The sequence below is a fragment of the Aeromonas dhakensis genome (assembly GCF_000820305.1).
Lineage (GTDB): Bacteria > Pseudomonadota > Gammaproteobacteria > Enterobacterales > Aeromonadaceae > Aeromonas > Aeromonas dhakensis.
Map to the genome: position 1 here is coordinate 179,756 of NZ_CDBH01000069.1, position 17,605 is coordinate 197,360.

At 59.7% G+C, this 17,605-nt stretch carries 17 protein-coding genes and 1 pseudogene; 10 read left to right on the plus strand and 8 right to left on the minus strand.

Annotation, left to right across the window (positions count from 1 at the left end):
- Positions 1–341 precede the first annotated feature (341 nt).
- Entirely contained in the window at positions 342–2,000 is a 1,659-nt protein-coding gene (gene leuA / locus BN1143_RS20820; protein ID WP_042052051.1) for a 2-isopropylmalate synthase, read from the plus strand.
- Between the two features lie 65 nt (positions 2,001–2,065).
- Here leuA and BN1143_RS20825 read toward each other — a convergent pair whose 3' ends face one another.
- The gene (locus BN1143_RS20825; protein ID WP_010633551.1) at positions 2,066–3,094 is read right to left on the minus strand and encodes a sterol desaturase family protein; all 1,029 of its coding nucleotides are present in this window, start codon (positions 3,092–3,094) and stop codon (positions 2,066–2,068) included.
- A gap of 235 nt (positions 3,095–3,329) precedes the next feature.
- On the opposite strand from BN1143_RS20825, the gene BN1143_RS20830 reads away from it, so the two are divergent.
- Positions 3,330–4,502, plus strand: coding sequence for a DUF1615 domain-containing protein (locus BN1143_RS20830; RefSeq protein WP_042052052.1), 1,173 nt, complete (start codon positions 3,330–3,332; stop codon positions 4,500–4,502).
- A gap of 85 nt (positions 4,503–4,587) precedes the next feature.
- Here BN1143_RS20830 and BN1143_RS22530 read toward each other — a convergent pair whose 3' ends face one another.
- The 5 genes and pseudogenes from BN1143_RS22530 to BN1143_RS20840 all read right to left on the minus strand — a co-directional run bounded on the left by BN1143_RS22530 (position 4,588) and on the right by BN1143_RS20840 (position 7,393).
- Positions 4,588–4,959 carry a hypothetical protein gene (locus tag BN1143_RS22530; protein ID WP_156141330.1) on the minus strand — a complete coding sequence of 124 codons (372 nt, stop codon included), beginning with the start codon at positions 4,957–4,959 and terminating at the stop codon, positions 4,588–4,590.
- Between the two features lie 90 nt (positions 4,960–5,049).
- Positions 5,050–6,438, minus strand: coding sequence for a hypothetical protein (locus BN1143_RS22535; RefSeq protein ID WP_156141331.1), 1,389 nt, complete (start codon positions 6,436–6,438; stop codon positions 5,050–5,052).
- An 86-nt stretch (positions 6,439–6,524) separates the two neighbouring features.
- A complete protein-coding gene (locus BN1143_RS22540; RefSeq protein ID WP_156141332.1) occupies positions 6,525–6,800 on the minus strand; it encodes a hypothetical protein in 276 nt (91 codons plus the stop codon).
- A gap of 79 nt (positions 6,801–6,879) precedes the next feature.
- A pseudogene (locus BN1143_RS20835) lies at positions 6,880–7,119 on the minus strand (nuclease-related domain-containing protein); the annotation flags it as partial.
- A 25-nt stretch (positions 7,120–7,144) separates the two neighbouring features.
- Positions 7,145–7,393: a phospholipase D-like domain-containing protein gene (locus BN1143_RS20840; protein WP_042052057.1), complete on the minus strand. Its 249-nt coding sequence runs from the start codon at positions 7,391–7,393 to the stop codon at positions 7,145–7,147.
- 316 nt (positions 7,394–7,709) lie between these two features.
- Between BN1143_RS20840 and BN1143_RS20845 the strand changes: the two genes are divergently transcribed.
- Positions 7,710–8,081: a hypothetical protein gene (locus tag BN1143_RS20845; RefSeq protein ID WP_017780757.1), complete on the plus strand. Its 372-nt coding sequence runs from the start codon at positions 7,710–7,712 to the stop codon at positions 8,079–8,081.
- Between the two features lie 125 nt (positions 8,082–8,206).
- Here BN1143_RS20845 and BN1143_RS20850 read toward each other — a convergent pair whose 3' ends face one another.
- A complete protein-coding gene (locus BN1143_RS20850; protein WP_042052058.1) occupies positions 8,207–9,169 on the minus strand; it encodes a hypothetical protein in 963 nt (320 codons plus the stop codon).
- 222 nt (positions 9,170–9,391) lie between these two features.
- On the opposite strand from BN1143_RS20850, the gene BN1143_RS20860 reads away from it, so the two are divergent.
- From BN1143_RS20860 to BN1143_RS20890, 7 genes are all read left to right on the plus strand, one after another.
- Entirely contained in the window at positions 9,392–10,975 is a 1,584-nt protein-coding gene (locus BN1143_RS20860; protein WP_017785940.1) for a CHASE4 domain-containing protein, read from the plus strand.
- Between the two features lie 218 nt (positions 10,976–11,193).
- Positions 11,194–11,844, plus strand: coding sequence for a DedA family protein (locus BN1143_RS20865; protein WP_010633561.1), 651 nt, complete (start codon positions 11,194–11,196; stop codon positions 11,842–11,844).
- Positions 11,845–11,942: 98 nt separating this feature from the next.
- Positions 11,943–12,476: a spermidine N1-acetyltransferase gene (gene speG / locus BN1143_RS20870; RefSeq protein WP_017783097.1), complete on the plus strand. Its 534-nt coding sequence runs from the start codon at positions 11,943–11,945 to the stop codon at positions 12,474–12,476.
- Positions 12,477–12,703: 227 nt separating this feature from the next.
- Entirely contained in the window at positions 12,704–13,999 is a 1,296-nt protein-coding gene (locus BN1143_RS20875) for a DEAD/DEAH box helicase (protein WP_005302574.1), read from the plus strand.
- Between the two features lie 95 nt (positions 14,000–14,094).
- Entirely contained in the window at positions 14,095–14,742 is a 648-nt protein-coding gene (locus BN1143_RS20880) for a DUF2913 family protein (RefSeq protein WP_042052061.1), read from the plus strand.
- 257 nt (positions 14,743–14,999) lie between these two features.
- Positions 15,000–16,043, plus strand: coding sequence for a M35 family metalloendopeptidase (locus BN1143_RS20885; protein WP_019840285.1), 1,044 nt, complete (start codon positions 15,000–15,002; stop codon positions 16,041–16,043).
- Between the two features lie 64 nt (positions 16,044–16,107).
- Entirely contained in the window at positions 16,108–16,542 is a 435-nt protein-coding gene (locus BN1143_RS20890) for a hypothetical protein (RefSeq protein WP_005302566.1), read from the plus strand.
- A 29-nt stretch (positions 16,543–16,571) separates the two neighbouring features.
- Here the strand turns inward: BN1143_RS20890 and BN1143_RS20895 are convergent, their stop codons facing one another.
- A complete protein-coding gene (locus tag BN1143_RS20895; RefSeq protein WP_042052063.1) occupies positions 16,572–17,570 on the minus strand; it encodes a questin oxidase family protein in 999 nt (332 codons plus the stop codon).
- Positions 17,571–17,605: the final 35 nt, after the last annotated feature.

Genomic DNA, 17,605 nt, shown 5'->3' on the forward strand with positions numbered 1-17,605 from the left:
TAATCAGATAAAACATCACAATGATTGTGCAATAGATCTATTTCACAGCGCTCTTTGCAATCTCTCACCCGCGTCGCCTCTCTATACTGGGTTCTCGTCACAGGAGTCAACGGATCAGGTCGTCTGCGCCTGCCGATGCAGGGGCGAACAGATCGGGCCCGCAGCCTTATCGGGTTGTGCGGCCGGCCTTTCTTACCGGGAAGGGCCGCAGGATACCGGGCGTGGGGTTACCGCCTCGCGACTCGTCAGGGCCGGCGTTACCGCGCCGCCCCGCTTCCCTCTCTTCGTCCCTCTGTCAGCCGCCAGTCAGCCGTTCGTCTATCAGCCAAGGGAATCAGAATATGAGCTTCGATCATCGCAAATACCGCCGTGCCCCCGTCATCAATCTGGCGGATCGCCAGTGGCCCAACCGGGTGCTGGAGCGGGCGCCGCTCTGGTGCGCCGTGGATCTGCGCGACGGCAACCAGGCGCTGGTCGAGCCCATGACGGTGGCCCAGAAGCTGCAGATGTGGGCGCTGATGGTGCACATCGGCTTCAAGCACATCGAGGTGGGCTTCCCGGCGGCTTCTCAGCCCGATTTCGACTTCGTGCGCGAACTTATTGACCGCAACCTGATTCCGGACGATGTCACCATCCAGGTGCTGGTGCAGGCGCGCGAAGATCTCATCGCCCGCACCTTCGAGGCCCTCAAAGGGGCGAAGCGGGCCATCGTCCACGTCTACAACTCGGTCAACCCGACCCAGCGCAACTATGTGTTCAACTCAGGGCGAGAAGGGGTCAAGGCCATCGCCGTGCAGGGGGCGCGCTGGGTGCGCGAGTATGCGGCCCGCAATCCGGGCACCGAGTGGAGCTTTCAGTACTCGCCGGAGAGTTTCAGCAGCACCGAGGTGGAGTTTGCCGTCGAGGTGTGTGACGCCGTCATCGACGAGTGGCGCCCGGCGGCTCGCCCCATGATCCTGAACCTGCCGGCCACGGTGGAGGTGAGCACCCCCAACGTGTTTGCGGATCAGGTGGAGTGGTTCTGCCGAAATCTCAAGGCGCGCCCCGAGGTGAGCATCTCCATTCACACCCACAACGATCGGGGCTGTGGGGTGGCCGCTGCCGAGCTGGCGGTGCTGGCGGGGGCGGATCGCATCGAGGGCACCCTGCTCGGCAACGGCGAGCGCACCGGCAACATGGACATCGTCACCATGGCCATGAACCTCTACAGCCAGGGGATCGACCCCGAGCTCAACCTCTCCGACATGGATGCCATCGTCGCCACCGTAGGGGCCTGCACCCAGATTGCCCTGCACCCGCGCCACCCCTATGCCGGCGAGCTGGTCTACACCGCGTTTTCCGGCAGCCACCAGGATGCCATCCGCAAGTCTCTCGCGGCAGAAAAACCGGACCACTACTGGGACGTGGCTTACCTGCCCATAGACCCCGCAGACTTGGGGCGCAGCTACGAGGCGGTGATCCGCATCAACAGCCAGTCCGGCAAGGGCGGGGTTACCTATCTGCTGGAGCGCGACCTCGGCCTGCAGTTGCCGCGCTGGCTGCAAATTGACTTCAGCCGCCGGGTACAGGCCGAGGCCGAAGCCAGCAGCAGCGAAATCAGCCCGGAGCAGATCCGCACCCTGTTCGAGCGCCACTACCTCGAGCCTGCCCACGGCTATCGCATCGGCCGCTTCCAGCTTGGTCGCGACAGCCAGGAGAGTTTGCGCCTCGAGCTGCAGACCCCGACCGGCTCGCTGCAGCTCAGTGGCGAGGGGGAGGGGGCCATCACGGCGCTGGTCAACGGCTGGCAGCGCCAGACCGGGATGCACATCGACGTGCTCGACTACTCCGAGCACGCCCTCACCGCCGGTACCGAGTCCCGCGCGGCGGCCTATGTGCTGCTGAGCGTGGACGGGACCCGCACCTGCGGGGTGGCCATCGGCCGCGACGTGGTCAGCGCCTCCCTGCAGGCGGTGATCAATGGCGCCGCCCAGATAGAGGCGCTGCGCCAGAGCGCCTGAGCCAGCACGCTTCTTCGCCAATAAAAAACGCCACTGCAAGGTGGCGTTTTTTATGGCTGCCAGGCTCAATCGGCCATCGCATTACGCCCGCGCGGGCGCGGCAGGGTGCGCCACAGCTTGAGTGCGGTGACTAGGAAGGGGCGCAGGATGAGCGCGCTCAGGTGGCTGTAGCGCTCGTTGTCCCTGGGACCGACCCCGAAAGAGAGTGGCTCGGGTTGGCTGTTGGTCACATAGAGGGTGCCGAACCACCAGTCCCAGAGCGAGAGGTTGGTGCCGAAGTTGTGGTTGAAGTGGCGGGGATCACGGCTGTGGTGGATCTGGTGCTGGGCCGGGCTGTTGAAGACATGTTCGAGCCGCGGGCCAAACGAGAGCCAGACATGGGTGTGGCGCAGGTTGGCAGCCAGGGAGTTAAACAGCAGCACCAGGTAGCTCACCCCGAACAGGGTGTAGGGGCGCACTGTGCCGCCACACAGCCAGTGGAAGGCGCCGGCGTAGAGGGCAAGACAGCTCCCCTTGGCCAGCATCTCGCACAGCTTCTCCACCAGATGGATGCGGCTCGCTGTCGGCGGCACCATGACGGTCGCGCTGTGGTGTACCTTGTGAAACTCCCAGAGCCAGCGACTGTGGAAGGCGCGGTGCAGCCAGTAATGCACCAGATCGCTGATGAGAAAGACGCCCAGACCGTAGAGCATCATCAGCCAGCTCGCCTCGGCCAGCCGGGGACGCTCCCCCCACAGCCGGGTCAGGGCAGACTGGACATCCTCAGCCTGCAGCAGCCAGGGGTGGAGCAGGGCCAGGATCGGCAGGATCAGCGCCACATGGAGCAGCGCCCGCACCAGATAGTATTGGTAGTCGAGCAGAGCCGAGGGGTGCAGCCAGACGGCCCGGCCCCCGAGGAAACTGCTAAAGCTGCGGGCGCCGGGATCTCCCTGGCGGCGTCGATAGCGATAGAGCAGGTAGGCGATCGTGCCCGAGATCAGCAAGAAGGGGACACCCAGGCGCCCATTGAAATCGAGCAATCCGGTGAGGCAGTGCCAGAGCGGCGTGATCAGCCACCGCTGCACGGGGTCAAAGAGAAGGGTCAGTCTGTCCATGGGGTCCATACCGTGAGCGTCCGGGCGGCGGCATTCTAAATGTAAATCACTCTCGATAAAAGCTTATCAATGGGCCTTTGTCATCCTGGTTTGCGAGGGGATGACGGCAGGGGCTGTCAGGCACAATAGAACGCCGCGGCCATCAGGCTTTAGCCTTGTGGATCAATCCTCTACAATGAGCGACCATTTGCTCGCCTGATACAGGTCGGGCACAGTCTCTGTACCGGATGCCTTGATGATCATGTCTCTATTCTCTCCTTCTGTGGTCGTGCGCGGGTTGCCGCTGCTCGTCACCTTGCTGCTCGCCGGTTGTGCCAGCGAGCCGCCCGCACCGGCCACGCCGTCGACCTCGGGGACCCCGGCGGGGCGCCCCATTCCCAAGGCGATGCAGCCGCAAAAGCCGGCCGACATGAAGAGCCGCATCGTCACCTTCTTGCCGCGCAACGTGGTGGACAAGCCGGGCTGGGCCAACGACGTGGTGACGGCGCTCACCAGTCAGGGGCTGACGGTGAGCGATCACAACGTCTGTACCGTGCTGGCGGTGGCCGAGCAGGAGGCCACCTACCAGGCCGACCCCGTGGTGCCGGGTCTTGGCAAGATAGCCTGGAAGGAGATCAATGCCCGCGCCGGCAAGCTGCTCATTCCCGAATTCATGGTGCGCACCGCGCTCTCCATCAAATCCCCCACCGGCAAAACCTACGCCGAGCGCATCGACAAGTTGCGTACCGAGCGGGAGATGAGCGAGATCTTTGAAGACATGATCGGGGAGGTGCCGATGGGCAAGCAGCTCTTTGGCAACATGAACCCGGTGCGTACCGGCGGCCCCATGCAGGTGAGCGTCGCCTTTGCCGAGGCCAACACCCGCGGCTACCCCTATCCGGTCAAGGATTCCATTCGCCACGAGGTGTTCACCCGCCGCGGTGGCATCTGGTTTGGTACCAAACATATCTTCGGCTACCCGGCTGACTACCCCGATACCCTCTACCGCTTCGCCGACTTCAATGCGGGCTGGTATGCGAGCCGCAATGCCGCCTTCCAGGCCGCAGTGAGCCGGCTGAGTGGCAAGAACCTGGCGCTGGACGGGGATCTTATTCGCTACGACTCCGATCTGCCGGGCAAGACCGAGCTCGCGGTTCATGCCATCGCCGGCCAGCTCAGCATGAGCAAGCAGGCCATCCACCAGAGCCTCAAACTCGGCGACAGCAGCGAGTTTGCCCAGAGTGATCTCTACCACAGGGTCTTCACCCTGGCCGACAAGCAGGCGGGCAAACGGCTGCCGCGCGCCATCCTGCCCGGCATCCAGCTGAAAAGCCCCAAGATCACCCGCAACCTCACCACCGCCTGGTTTGCCAAGCGGGTGGATGAACGCGAACAGCGCTGCGTGCAGAAGATGGCGACGATCCGCTGATTGCTAAAAGTAACAAAGGCGGTCAATTGGCCGCCTTTGTTAAGGAATTTATAACGATATTAGCCAGTAGTAGAGTTTATTTCAGTTACCTCATCCTTGACACTTGTTTCCAAATTTCATCATCTGAAGTTGTTAGCTGGCTCATGATCATATTGACTCGGGATGTATAAGCTCGGTCAGGAATATAGAGGAACTCAGAGTTTCCTTTATATTTTTGGCAGAATCCATCACTTACTAACAAATGAATTACCTTTTCACATGTTTTCTTTGTTGATGAATCTCCATATCCTTTATACATACTACTTTCTTTTCTACCACCTCCAGGTTGAAGAAATAGTTTTCTAAGACTTGATAACAAGAAGGTTTGTGCTACGCTTAGGCCCGCTTCACGTATAGCTGAGAGAGTTTTAAGATTTTGATAAGAATCAACATGGGTTTTTTTAATCCATAATGGCATGTGTTCAATGCCAGTAATTCCCGACATTTTTAAAATGATAGAGTCAGTAATTGATATATTGTTTGGTGATGAATCCGTTATGTCAACGGATTAAAAGTAACAATCTGAGAAAATAATATTTCTTATGCTTTCGTTGGAGAGGTTAATAGCACTAAACTTTCCTCTTTCAATAACGCAGCCATTAAAATCTATAGGGCTCTCATCAATCAGGAATAATGATGATATAAGATCTGAAAGTAGTATTTTATTGTCTTCATTGATATGCCTCTTTATAAATGAAAGAATAAGGCCAGCTTGATTTGAATCGACGACTCTTGAAGAAATCATTCGATATCCAAAATCATCTAATGGGTTTATCCAAGTACTTTTCATAATGTTGCTGTTGCCTGTGGAATATATATCTATAACATCTTCTGCTTTAAGACCATCCAGAATGTAAGTATCAATAAATTGCCTGTCTAAACTTTCCGCTCCTATCCGACTCAAACCGGGAAGTCGTTGCAAGACAATTGCAGATTCATCTGTAGGAGGGCGCCCAGTTGTTTGCTCAAAAGCATCATTAATTTGTTTTATTGATATAGGTCCCAGTGGTGTCTTTGTTTGACGTGCTAAGCGAGCAATCTTTGTATATAAGCTTCTTATTATTTCTTGGTCTAATATTTTATTTATATTAGCCTCGCGTATGCAGAATGCGTCAATCAGCATATTCCAAAAGTCAAATTCTCCTTGGCTGGATGAAAATAGCTGTTTAAGTACTGTCGGTTCAATGCTTCGCATAATTGCAGCAATTAGTGGCTTCTTTGGCATCCATAGAGGAATGGATGAAAACGTAGAACCAAGCATGTTTGAAAATTGCTCTCCAGATAACTCCTGATTGCATCTAATAAATATAGGGCTTTTTTTGTCTAGACCCAAGCATGTGATTAATTCTGCATCATTATTGAAATAGTGTTCCCTACCAGTTATAAGTATTCCACCTTTACTATCTGCTATAAGCTCTTTTACGCCCACGAGAGATCGCTGGCGTATTGATACTAATTTTGTTGGGTCGTCGCTCCATGTCTGCGCACCGATTTCGTCAAAGCCATCCAATAAATATATAATGCTCGAAGTATATGCAACCTTCATGACGTCATTTATGATGTCATTCATTCCTAGATCGGTGAAATGACGCGTTAGTATCTCTTGTGCTCTGTTTAAACCCCAATTATCACGAAGATTGATGGAGATTGGGTTTTTTAAGTGATGGGGATGGGAATCTATAATCTGCTCAAATACCTCCTTAGTACATCGACTTTTACCTGAACCATAATCGCCTATTAAAACAATGGTTCTACCCTTCACTAGTTCGGATGCAATTCTCTCTATGGAGTATTTATCACCATTGTCGCTGTAATATGTCACTGGAACGTATTTATAGTTGTCAGGTTCTCTGGAGTATATATCTACTGCAGAGCCAAAAGCTGCCTTTTTTCTCACGGAAGAATATTTAAATATACCTAATATACTATCGAAATATTGTCTTGCTGAAAAAACTTTAACAAATTGAGCTCTCCCTGCATCAATTAATGCTGATGTAGGGTCTTCCTCGGTGATAAAATAGCAGTCAGGGAAAATATTTTTTGAAAAAAATGCGGTCTTATTGTGTTGAACTTTGCCAAGTCGGTTCTAAGTTTATTAATGTTGTTTTGCTTGCTTATTTCTATGATGACCGCTCGTCCTTCATTAAGGTTAATAACACAGTCACATTTAACACCTGCAATGTTTTCTGCTCTTGCTGTACCACCAAATTTTGCTTCAGATACTATCTTTACGATTTTTTCAAGCTCTTGCCATTTCATATTTATTACCTTCTCCATATATATGAAAAAATATTTTTTACTCTTGATCGAGCATGTTCTCATAGATATGAGAACCACTACCTAAGCGTGATAACAGCACATGGTCTATCTGGGTCGTGCCCTGCGGGGTAGGCAGGGTCACGTCCTTGAGCAGGTGATATTCCTGCTTGTCGAGAAAGAGACGGAGGCTGAGATTGATAAACCACTCCTCGACCCTCCCCTTGAACCAGGGTGTTTTGATCAGGGTGGCAATCAACAGCAGTGGCAGAAGAAACCAGAACTGAGTCAGCAGCGGGGCTGTGGCAGCAGTGATATCCATGTGATTTAGCCTTCACAGACCCGGGTCAAGGATGTGTCTCGATGGGGATGATGCTGCGGCATATGGGATAGCTGGGGCAGCCCCAGAAGCTGTTGTCCCTGGTATCTCCCCATTTGCTGGTCATCAGTACCGTGTTGTGGCAAGCCGGCGCCAGATCTGCATTCCGTGCATTGAGCTTGAGGAAGGGGCTGATCAGGATCAGTCGCTCCTTGGCGTCCTTGATCAGTTCTTCAAGAAAGTAATTGGTTGCACTGGTATTGAGGAACTTGGCCATGGTGATGTCCTTGTCGATCTCTTCCGTCTGGGAAGCCCCTGATACCCATGGTTGGTGCAGCAGACAAGGGCGTTCTCTTTTTATACAGGGTCATCTGGCAATGTTAAATCACTCAATGATGAAAAAGTGCGAGCGGGATCAAGCGGTTGGTAGTGACAGCCTGGCGTAGGGAGTCGCGTTGAGGGAGGCCCCCTGTGCTATGCGATGAAAACTGGTTAGGATTGCCACCTTTTTGTAAAGCAAGTGAGGGTTGCCTGCTGGCAACCCGTTTACCTTGTACCACGGCAATACCATATGAACCGGGAAGGAAGTCATCATGACAAACGCCATACTCTTTAGCCTGCTGCTCGCTGGCTCTGCCGCGAGTGCGACGGAATTGACCGTGCAGCCACTGTCAGCGCAAAGCCGTTACATCGAGATCCCTGCCCAGGGTGGCCCCGTGTGGCAGTTCGAAAGAGAGGGGGAGCGGGTGAAGGTGACACGCGACAGCCAGGACGCGGGTGTCTACCACATCACCATCTTGCAGCTGGGCAAGAGTGGCGAGCGGCGCGAGCTCAGCAACCAGGTCTTCCTCTCTCCGGGGCCGGCAAAAGTGATAGGCGGTGTGTCTGATAGCCAGCGGGGCATGACGGTCTATTTGGTGTCCCTGGCCGCCACCTTTGACGAGGAAGGCGGCACAACGCCCTGAGTCAGCAGCGCAGGCAAATAAGTGCAGGGGTTGGCCTGGCGGTGCATCGCCAGCCCGATGCTGTCGCCGTGGAGGCTGGACCCATTGCGGAGCTAGCGGCGCAGGCAAATAAATGAAGGGTTGGCCTAGAAGCTCATCGCCAGCCCGACACCGTAGCCGCTGGTGTTGTGGCTGAACATATAGCGGGCCACCAGCCGGGTGCGGGTGACGAAGATATCGTACTTGCTGCTGTCGAGCTCCAGCCCGAGGCCGAGTGAGTTGAGGGAGTTGAAGCCGAGCAGGCCGCGCTGCTCGCCCAGGTATTCGGTGCGGGCCCCCTCCAGCACGTAGCGCACGGGTTTGCCCAGCAGCGTCAGACTGCCGATGGGGGCGCGGCGGCGCAGATAGAGGCCGAGGTTTTCGGCGTTGGCCTGGCCGGTCACGCTGGCGGCGGTGCCACCAAAACTCTGCAGGTGCTGATAGGAGTAGCGCAGCTCGGCGTCGATGTCCTGAGCGGGGGAGAAGAGCTCGTAGTCCAGCATCATGGCGCCGCCGAGGCCATAGACGTCGAGCCGGCCGCCATCGAGAAAGTCGAGGTTCTTGCCGGTGTACTGACCCAGCAGCCAGTTGCCGATGCGCAGATCGCTCGCCACCGTGCCAAGGGTGATGTTGCCGATGGGGCGCAGCACCAGGTTGCCGCCGTGTCTGTCCCGGTGCAGCCCTATGTCCCAGCCGATCCCGCCGGTGGCCGTCAGGCTGTTCCACTTGGTGGGGAGGGTGCGGCTCTCGCTGCCGTTGCTGATCACGAACTGGGGATCGTAGCGGCTGAATCCCAGGGTCCCTTCCAGATAAACCGGCACGCTCTCGCTCATGGTGGCGCCGCCGCCGACCTGGGTCATGTTGAGGGCCGAGGATTGATTGGTGCCGCTGCCGATGTTGATGTTGCTGGCGGTGATGTCGGGCACCACGGTAAAGGTCATCAGGGAGACCACCGCATTGGCGCGTTGTTGCACCCGCGACTCCTCCTCGGCCATGGCCGGCTGGCCGAGGCCAAGCAGCGGGGTGAGCAGCAGGGCGCTGCGCAGCGGGTGAACGAGTGGTATGAGCATGACGGGCTCCGTGACGCCTCTTGCGCTGAGGCACGGTTACACTGTAGCGATTTTTGGCTGGCTTGGCAGCTCATATACCGAGTCGAATGAACCTTTTCAGGCGATGTTTTCTCCCCGCGGCGAAGGGCTGAGCGCCCTGGCGAGGTTTTTCGCACACAAGGCGGATGGCGAGGCAAAATCCATTAAACTCAATGGGTCACCTGTTCGGGAGTGTGGGTAAAGATGAAGATCAGCCGCAAGATTACGCTGACCATAGTGCTGACGCTGCTGCTGTTGCTGGGGGTCGGCTATGTCGGCCTTCATTATGTGGTAGGCAACAAGTTTGGCGAGCTGGAGCGCCTGAGTGTGGAGCGCAACCGCGAGCGGGTCAGGGCCGTGGTGCAGGCCGAACTGGATCAGCTCACCATACTGGGGCAGGACTGGTCCGAGTGGGATGACACCTACGCCTACATGGCGAGCCGTGATCCCGCCTATCTGGCGGCCAACCTCAACGCCCGCACCTTCGAGACCCTGGCGGTGGATCTGGTGGCTCTTTATGACGCCGACAAGCAGCCGCAGGTGGCCTTTGCCTATCACGGCGGCAAGCTGCTGGCGCAGACACCGGACGAGCTCGCGCCGCTCACCGACTATCTGGTGCGCTACGGCAGCCTCAAGCCCAATGGCGGCATCTGGTTTGACGGGGAGCGCTACTACCTGCTGGCCGCCACCCAGATCCTGACCAGCGAGGGGGAGGGGCCGAGCCGCGGCACCCTGCTGCTGCTCAAGGCTTTCAACACCCGACTGGTTCATCAGCTGCAAAAGCGCACTAATCTGTCGCTCTCGTTTCTCAGTCCGCAGCAGCTGGCCACCAGCCTGGGGGTCACCACCCTGGCCAGGCTCAGGGCCAATGACAGCCTGATCCTGCCGCAGGAGGAGCGGCTGCTCACCCTGGCCCAGATCGATACCCTGCGAGAGGAAGACCCCCTGATCTTTCGCTTCACCCTGCCGCGGGATCTGATGCTGGAGGGCAAGGCTGTCGAGCGGCGCATCTTCTGGCTGCTGAGCCTGGGGGTACTGCTGTTTGGCGGCCTGGTGCTGCTGATCCTCAACGGCTATATCGCCGCCCGCCTGCAGCGGTTGAGTGCCAATCTGCGGCTCATCGGCGAGGACGGCGCGGTGCGCCGCCTGCTGGTGGAGGGCAGTGACGAGATCTCCCAGGTGGCCGTCGACTGCAACCGGATGCTCGATCATCTCGACAGCCTGCGCCAGCAGCAGGCCGACAGCGAAGCCCGCCAGAAGCTGCAGCACGGCGCCCTCATTCACCTGGCCAAGAGCGATCTGCTGACCGGCGAGGATCCGGGCCAGGCCGCCCGTCACATCAACGAGGCGATCTGCGCCGGCACCGGGGCGGTGCGGGCCAGCGTCTGGTTCAGCGCCGAAGACAGGCAATCCATGTACTGCCAGGATCTCTTCTTCCTGCCCAAGCTCCACCATCAGCAGGGGTTTCACCTGCCCTATGCGCTGATCCAGGGGCGCTACGAATCCTCCAAGCCCGAGCACGAGCCCTGCCTCATCCTGCGCGAGCCCTACGATCTGACCCGCTTTGGCGCCATGCTGGCCCAGCTCGGGCTGGAGGGGCTCTCCGGCACCATCCTGATGGCGCCCCTCAAGCACGGGGATGAGCTGCTCGGTTTCATCATCGCCGAGCGGGCTAGGCTGGAGGAGGTCTGGCACCCGGACGAGCTCGCCTTCGTGCTGTCGGTGTGCGATCTCTCGGCCCAGACCCTGCTCACCCTCACCAAGCTGCAGCGGCTCAAATACAGCTGAGTACCTGGATGGCCGGGGCCCGCACGACAGATGCGGGCCTCATTTTTTTAGGGCCCGCAGCCGATTATCTCGTCTATCCGTGACCTGTATTAATTTCTTGTTCACTTGGCCGGGTGTATAACGGGCCACCCTCAGGGAAGAGAGGGGTTGGCGACAGGGGAGGGTCTGCCGCACCGGAGGCCGTCGGGCCACCTCATGAAGTTGATGGGAGTCACCAGATGCAGGAGATGCTGCTTGCCATATGGCAACAGGACTTTGACCAATTGATCCAGATGCAGGCCGTGGGTCTGCTCGTCACCTGCCTGGTGGTGATCCTGTTTCTCGAATCGAGTTTCGTGTTCCTGCCCCTGCCCGGCGATAGCCTGGTGCTGCTGGCCGGCGGCCTGGTGGGCATGGGAGTGCTCGGCCCCGAGGTGACGCTGCTCTACATGCCGCTTGCCGCCGGGCTTGGCAGCCTCATCGCCTACGTGCAGGGCCAGGCGCTGCACGGCACCTCCTTCATGGGCCACGTGGAGCGGATGATACCGGATGGCAGCCTGCCGCGGGCCTCGCGCCTGCTGCACAACTACGGCTTCTGGGCCATGTTCTCCTCCCGCTTCGTGCCGTTCGTGCGGGTGTTGACGCCCATGCTGATGGGGGTCTCGCGCCTGCATCTGCCACGGGTGATGATCGCCAGCTTCGCCAGCGCCTTCCTCTGGGCCCTGGTATTGAGCCTGGTGGGCAAGTTCGTGATGGCGACCCCGGTGTTCGCCCAGCACCACGAGCTGCTGACCAAGTGTCTGCTGGTGACCTCGCTCGGCCTCTTCGTTATCGCCATGGCGGCCATCGCCATCCGTCTGCTCAAGCGACCGACCAACCGCATCCGCTAAGAGGGCAGGGGCCTTGCCCCCGTTTCTCCCCCTTTTCATGTCATGGCGCCGCCCCCTTTGGCTGGCCGGCGCCCTTCCAATCTGCAAGCAGGTACCTTATGTCATCCCCCGACACCCTGACCCTTCGTCCTCTCGAGCGCGAGGATCTCAAGTTCGTTCATCAGCTCAACAACAATGCCAGCATCATGCGCTACTGGTTCGAGGAGCCTTACGAGGCTTACATGGAGCTGGCCCAGCTCTATGACAAGCACATCCACGACCAGCATGAGCGCCGCTTCATCCTCGAGGTGGCGGGCAGCCAGGTGGGGCTGGTGGAGCTGGTGGACATTCGCAGCATCCATCGCCGTGCCGAATTCCAGATCATCATCGCCCCCGCCCATCAGGGGAAGGGGTATGCCAGGAGCGCAACCCTCAAGGCGATGACGTACGCCTTCAATGTGCTCAACCTGCACAAGCTCTATCTCATCGTCGATCGGGACAACGCCCGGGCCATCCACATCTATCAGGCGCTGGGATTCGAGCCGGAAGGGGAGCTCAAAGAGGAGTTTTTCATCGATGGCCACTACCGCACCGCCATCCGCATGTGCCTGTTCCAGCGCGATTTCCAGGTCAGAAACGGGCGGGGAGGCTAAGCTGGAGCCAGCCCGGACCGGCCCATGGGGGGCGATCCGGGACGCCGTGAAAAGGAACGTTTTTGAGGCAGAATTTGCGCCGCCTATCTGTTACACTTCGCGCCCGCCATTTTCCGGCCACTCTCTGACTTGATGTCAGGCACAGCCGTCGGTGGTCATAGCCGACTTCTTGCTCATGCCGAGCCAACCAGGCCAGCCACAGTCCCGCTGGAACACAGGAACCCATTATGAGATTTGAATCGTTCGATTTTGCCCCCGAGATTTTGCGCGCCATCTCAGAGTGCGGTTATCAGGAGATGACCCCTGTGCAGAGCCAGGCCATCCCGGCCGTTCGCCGTGGCCGTGACCTGCTGGCCAGCGCCCAGACCGGCACCGGCAAGACCGCCGCCTTCGCCCTGCCGATCCTGCAGCGACTGGTGGACAATCCGGCGCCGGTGCAGCCTTCCAACGCCCGGGTGCTGATCCTGACCCCGACCCGCGAGCTGGCGGCCCAGGTGGCGAGCAACATCAATGACTTCGCCAAGTATCTGGATATCACCACCCTCACCATCGTTGGTGGCGGCAAGCAGGACGTGCAGGCCAAGCGGTTGAAAGCGGGCGCTCACATTATCGTGGCGACCCCGGGCCGTCTGCTCGAACACCTCACCGCCTGCAACCTGAGCCTCTCCGGGGTCGAGACCCTGGTGCTGGACGAAGCGGACCGCATCCTCGACATGGGCTTTAGCGCCGATGTGCAGAAGATCCTGCAGGCGGTCAACAAGACCCGTCAGAACCTGCTGTTCTCCGCCACCTTCTCAGAGGCGGTGAAGAAGCTGGCCAACCTGATGTTGGACAAGCCGCAGGTGGTGGCCGTCAACAAGCAGAACTCCACTGCCGACACCGTCAGCCACACCGTCTACCCGGTGGAGCAGAAGCGCAAGCGCGAGCTGCTCTCCGAGCTCATCGGCAAGCAGAACTGGCAGCAGGTACTGGTGTTCGCCAGCACCCGCGAGAGCTGCGACGAGCTGGTGGAGGAGCTGAACCTCGATGGCATCAAGTCCGCCGTGGTGCACGGCGACAAGGCCCAGGGCAGCCGTCGCCGCGCCCTGCGCGAGTTCAGCGAAGGCAAGCTGCGGGTGCTGGTGGCCACCGAAGTGGCCGCGCGCGGGCTGGACATCCCGAACCTCGAATACGTGGTCAACTATGATCTGCCGTTCCTCGCCGAAGACTATGTGCACCGCATCGGCCGTACCGGTCGCGCCGGCAAGAGCGGCATGGCCATCTCCTTCGTCAGCCGTGAAGAAGAGCGCACCCTGCTGGAGATCGAGGCGCTGATCGGCCAGAAGATCCGCCGCATCATGGTGCCGGGCTACGAGGTGAGCAGCCGCGACGAGCTGATCAAGCAGCTGCAGGAGCGCCGCCGCTTCGGCAAGCGCCCCCAGCGTGAAGACAACGCCGCCGCCCAGGCCATGGCGGAGTCCAAGCTGCAGGGCCAGCGCCTCAAGCGCCTGGCGGCCGCCAAGAAGCCGCGTCAGCCTAAATAAGGGCGCACGCTCTATTGAACCGCAAAGGCGCCACTGGCGCCTTTGCCTTCTCTGTCATCGGTGTTGACTCGTCGCGGTCAACTGAAGGATTGCTTATGACCTCTCCCACCTACAATCAGGCCCTGCTCGAGATGGCCGGCCAGAGCCTGGCCGAACTGGCCCGTACCGCCGAGCAGAAGGCTGGCAAGCGCACCCCGGCGCAAGAGAGCCACTTTCTCTGCAGCTGGATGGCGGAATCCCTCAAGGCGAAGCGCTTCTCCCGCCTGGTGATGGAAGATTTGAAAGAGTGGGTGCAGCTGGGCCGCACCCTGGGGGCCGGCGCCGATCTCAAGGGGCTGCTTGAGCGGATCATTCGCCAGTATGAGCGGGCCACATGCGAACCGCTGCAGCTGGGGAGCAAGCTGGCGGCCCTGCTGGCCGAGCTCGCGGCCGAGGGTTGGTTAGTGATCACCGACAGCGAGGTGAGCGCCAAGCTGCGCCTGCAGTCGGGCGGTCAGCCTAGCCTCATCATCAGTGCCAGCGAATATCAGGGCCATATCGAGGCGGGTGAGCTGGTCAAGCCGCTCACCCTCTATGTGCGCGGCGACGAGGCCCGACTGGCGCAAGGCGCCTTCACCCACGGCCTGCTGCTGAGCCAGGGCAACAAGAAGACCACCCTGGTCAAGCACCACAAGGCCTACCGGCTGGTGCCGGGCAATGCGCTGCCAGCGCTGGCCCTGCTGGTGGGCCCCTGCAAAGAGTGAGTGCCATTTGTCTGAGACCCCGGCCCGGTGCCGGGGTTTTTTATGGGCGTAATCCGCCGCAGACAAGAGGCAAGGGGGAGGGGCCGCGATTGTTGTCGCAGCAGCGAGGGATACCTGGCGTTCCCCCTATCCTGGGGGGCGTCACCCATATGGTGGGATGGTCGCAGAAAAAAACTGCTCTAGGGTGGTTGAGCCCCAAAGAGGGCCTTGAAGGAAGCAAACCGCCTGACAAGGCGACACTCAATGAATGAGGAAACATGATGAAAGCGACTCCCATTGCCCTGTTGCTGGCCGGCGTGCTGGCCTCTCCGCTCTGCGCCGCCGGGCTCGATGCCAAGCTCACCTTGGTGGATGGCAGCAGCGACGACGTGCGCGTCAACCTGACCCTGACCAACACCGGGGATAAGCCGGTTCGCCTGCTCAAATGGCAACTGCCGGGCAGCGAGGATGCCCCCCTGTTCCTGGTGGAGCGGGACGGCCAGCAGGTCAGCTATGAGGGGGCCCTGATCAAGCGGGCTGCCCCGACCGACAAGGACTTCCAGCTGCTCAAGGCCGGCCAGAGCCTGACGGTGCAGGCTGAAGTCTCCGGTCTCTACGACATGAGCGCCCAGGGCCAGTACAGCATCCGCTACCTGCTGCCGACGCTGCCACAAGAGGCGAAAGCCGCCAAGGCCAAGCAGGCCCAGGCGAGCGAATCCAATGCCGTGACCCTGTGGGTAGAAGGGGTGAGCGACGAACGGGTGCTGGCCAAGGCGGCTCCCCTGGTCGAGCCGCAGGCGGTGACCGCCTCGGTCAGTTTCAGTGGCCGCTGCACCAACACCCAGAAGAGCGACATCCTGGCGGCGCTGGATGCCGCCAGCGGCATCACCAACAACTCCAGCAGCTACCTGGCGGTGGACAAGCCGGATGGCCAGCGTTACCGCAGCTGGTTTGGCGCCTATGATGCGTCGCGCTGGGATCAGGCCGAGACCCACTTCAGCAAGATCAAGGATGCCATCGACAACAAGCCGCTCACCTTCGACTGTGGTTGCAAGCAGAGCTACTTTGCTTATGTCTATCCGGATCAGCCTTACAAGGTCTACCTGTGCAAGAGCTTCTGGACCGCACCGGTCAGCGGGACTGACTCCCGTGCCGGCACCATTGTTCACGAGCTGAGCCACTTCAATGTGGTGGCGGGCACCGACGATCTGGGTTACGGTCAGGCCAATGCCCGCAACCTGGCGAAGACGGATCCGGTCAAGGCGCTCAACAACGCCGACAACCACGAGTACTTCGCCGAGAACACGCCGAGCGAAAACTGATTTGCCGACCGGGGGCCGCAAGGCCCCTTTTTGTCCATGTCGTTTGTCACAGGAAGGAGCGACCATGATGACACTCTTGCTCACCACCCTGGCGCTGGCCCCCCTGCAGTGTGAGCTGTCGGTCAAGGCACAAAGCCGGGTCAACGAGCCGCTGCCGCTGGTGATGACCCTGACCAACCGGGGGGAGGGGCCGCTCGAGGTGCTGAGCTGGTTCACGCCGTTCGAAGGCTGGTTTGCCGATGCCATCGATCTCACCCTCGATGAACAGCCGCTGCCCTACAAGGGCCCGCTGGCCAAGCGGGGCAACCCGGGCGCCGAGGATTTCTTCCTGCTGGGGGCTGGTCAGCAGAGTCAGGCCGACGCGGATCTGACCCTGGTCTACGATCTCTCCCGGCCCGGCAGCTACCGGCTGAGTTACCGTGCCCAGCCGCTGACCCTGACCCGGGGCGTGGCCCCCCGCTGCCCCGTCATTCATTTCACCCGGCTGCCCGCCTCCTAGGGGCGGTCCCATCCTGTGGAGCCCAGCCCTTAGATGGCATCCGGCCTGCTAAGGGGCGCCAGCAGACCCGTTGCGCGGGCAGCTATCGCCAGATAACGCTCCGCCAGCAAAGGCCTGGCGAGCCCTTCCCGCCAGCAGCAGTGCACCAGCTTGATCACATGATCGTCGAGGCTCTCCACCGCGCTGGCCAGCACGTGTTGCCACGCCAGCTTGCCGGTATCGGGCCAGACCGGCCTTTGCAGTGACGGTGCGCCGACCGTGACATAGGCGGCCGCCACCGCCTGCCACATCAGGATCTGCCAGCGCCCTTGCCATGACGCAGGCAAGTGGCGGGCGACGATGGCGGCGGCGCGACTGCCGGTCACCATGTGCAGCACGGTAAAGTTGCCGGTCTGCCAGTAGAGGGCGAGGGCCGCGTCGGCCAGCTGCACCAGCAGATCCGAGGATGACGGGAGCCCGCCCGGCAATCCCGCCGCCCAGGTCGGCGCATCCGTCACCTGCCGCAGTCGCTCGGTGATCCACTCGCCCTGCCAGTGCGACCCTTCCCACTGCTGCGCCAGTACTCTCAGCAGGCCGTCGATATCCTGCACCGGTGCTCCCTGCCCGGCCGGCACCCGCAAGGGGTCGCATTGCCAGGCAGCCAGGGCGGCGGCCTGCTCTCCCTGGTGACCATTTTCCAGCGCGCAGGCCAGGCGGATCAGCGGATGAAAGGCGCCGCTGGCCGGAGAGAGCCCCTGCTCCAGCAGGTCGCCAAAGGCGGGCAGCCAACCCTCGTCAGCCAGCCGTGCTGCCAACTGCTGACGCAGCCGGAAAAACTGCATCTCCTTTTCATCCCCCTGTTGTTGTTCACCCCCCGGCAGGGCATGGTTGGCCTGCCAGTGGGCAAAGAAACGCTGCAGCCGCGCTGGGCTGGCGCTCATCTCATGCAGGGCGTGCAGCGCCATCGGGCAGTGGTTGGTGGTGCCGCGACCATTGAGGGCAAATGCCTGGTTGGCATCGAGCAGTTGATGAAGATAATGCATAATCATTTGACTCCTTTCATGAGGGGAGACAGGATTGTGCA

Bases quoted from the DNA above. Each gene is read 5' to 3' on its own strand.
- BN1143_RS20825 (WP_010633551.1), bottom strand. From the start codon at position 3,094: ATGGACAGACTGACCCTTCTCTTTGACCCCGTGCAGCGGTGGCTGATC.
- BN1143_RS20875 (WP_005302574.1), top strand. From the start codon at position 12,704: ATGAGATTTGAATCGTTCGATTTTGCCCCCGAGATTTTGCGCGCCATC.
- BN1143_RS20865 (WP_010633561.1), top strand. From the start codon at position 11,194: ATGCAGGAGATGCTGCTTGCCATATGGCAACAGGACTTTGACCAATTG.
- BN1143_RS22540 (WP_156141332.1), bottom strand. From the start codon at position 6,800: ATGAAATGGCAAGAGCTTGAAAAAATCGTAAAGATAGTATCTGAAGCA.
- BN1143_RS20860 (WP_017785940.1), top strand. From the start codon at position 9,392: ATGAAGATCAGCCGCAAGATTACGCTGACCATAGTGCTGACGCTGCTG.
- BN1143_RS20890 (WP_005302566.1), top strand. From the start codon at position 16,108: ATGATGACACTCTTGCTCACCACCCTGGCGCTGGCCCCCCTGCAGTGT.
- leuA (WP_042052051.1), top strand. From the start codon at position 342: ATGAGCTTCGATCATCGCAAATACCGCCGTGCCCCCGTCATCAATCTG.
- BN1143_RS20830 (WP_042052052.1), top strand. From the start codon at position 3,330: ATGATCATGTCTCTATTCTCTCCTTCTGTGGTCGTGCGCGGGTTGCCG.
- BN1143_RS20895 (WP_042052063.1), bottom strand. From the start codon at position 17,570: ATGATTATGCATTATCTTCATCAACTGCTCGATGCCAACCAGGCATTT.
- BN1143_RS20840 (WP_042052057.1), bottom strand. From the start codon at position 7,393: ATGGCCAAGTTCCTCAATACCAGTGCAACCAATTACTTTCTTGAAGAA.
- BN1143_RS20850 (WP_042052058.1), bottom strand. From the start codon at position 9,169: ATGCTCATACCACTCGTTCACCCGCTGCGCAGCGCCCTGCTGCTCACC.
- BN1143_RS20845 (WP_017780757.1), top strand. From the start codon at position 7,710: ATGACAAACGCCATACTCTTTAGCCTGCTGCTCGCTGGCTCTGCCGCG.
- speG (WP_017783097.1), top strand. From the start codon at position 11,943: ATGTCATCCCCCGACACCCTGACCCTTCGTCCTCTCGAGCGCGAGGAT.
- BN1143_RS20880 (WP_042052061.1), top strand. From the start codon at position 14,095: ATGACCTCTCCCACCTACAATCAGGCCCTGCTCGAGATGGCCGGCCAG.
- BN1143_RS22530 (WP_156141330.1), bottom strand. From the start codon at position 4,959: ATGCCATTATGGATTAAAAAAACCCATGTTGATTCTTATCAAAATCTT.
- BN1143_RS20885 (WP_019840285.1), top strand. From the start codon at position 15,000: ATGATGAAAGCGACTCCCATTGCCCTGTTGCTGGCCGGCGTGCTGGCC.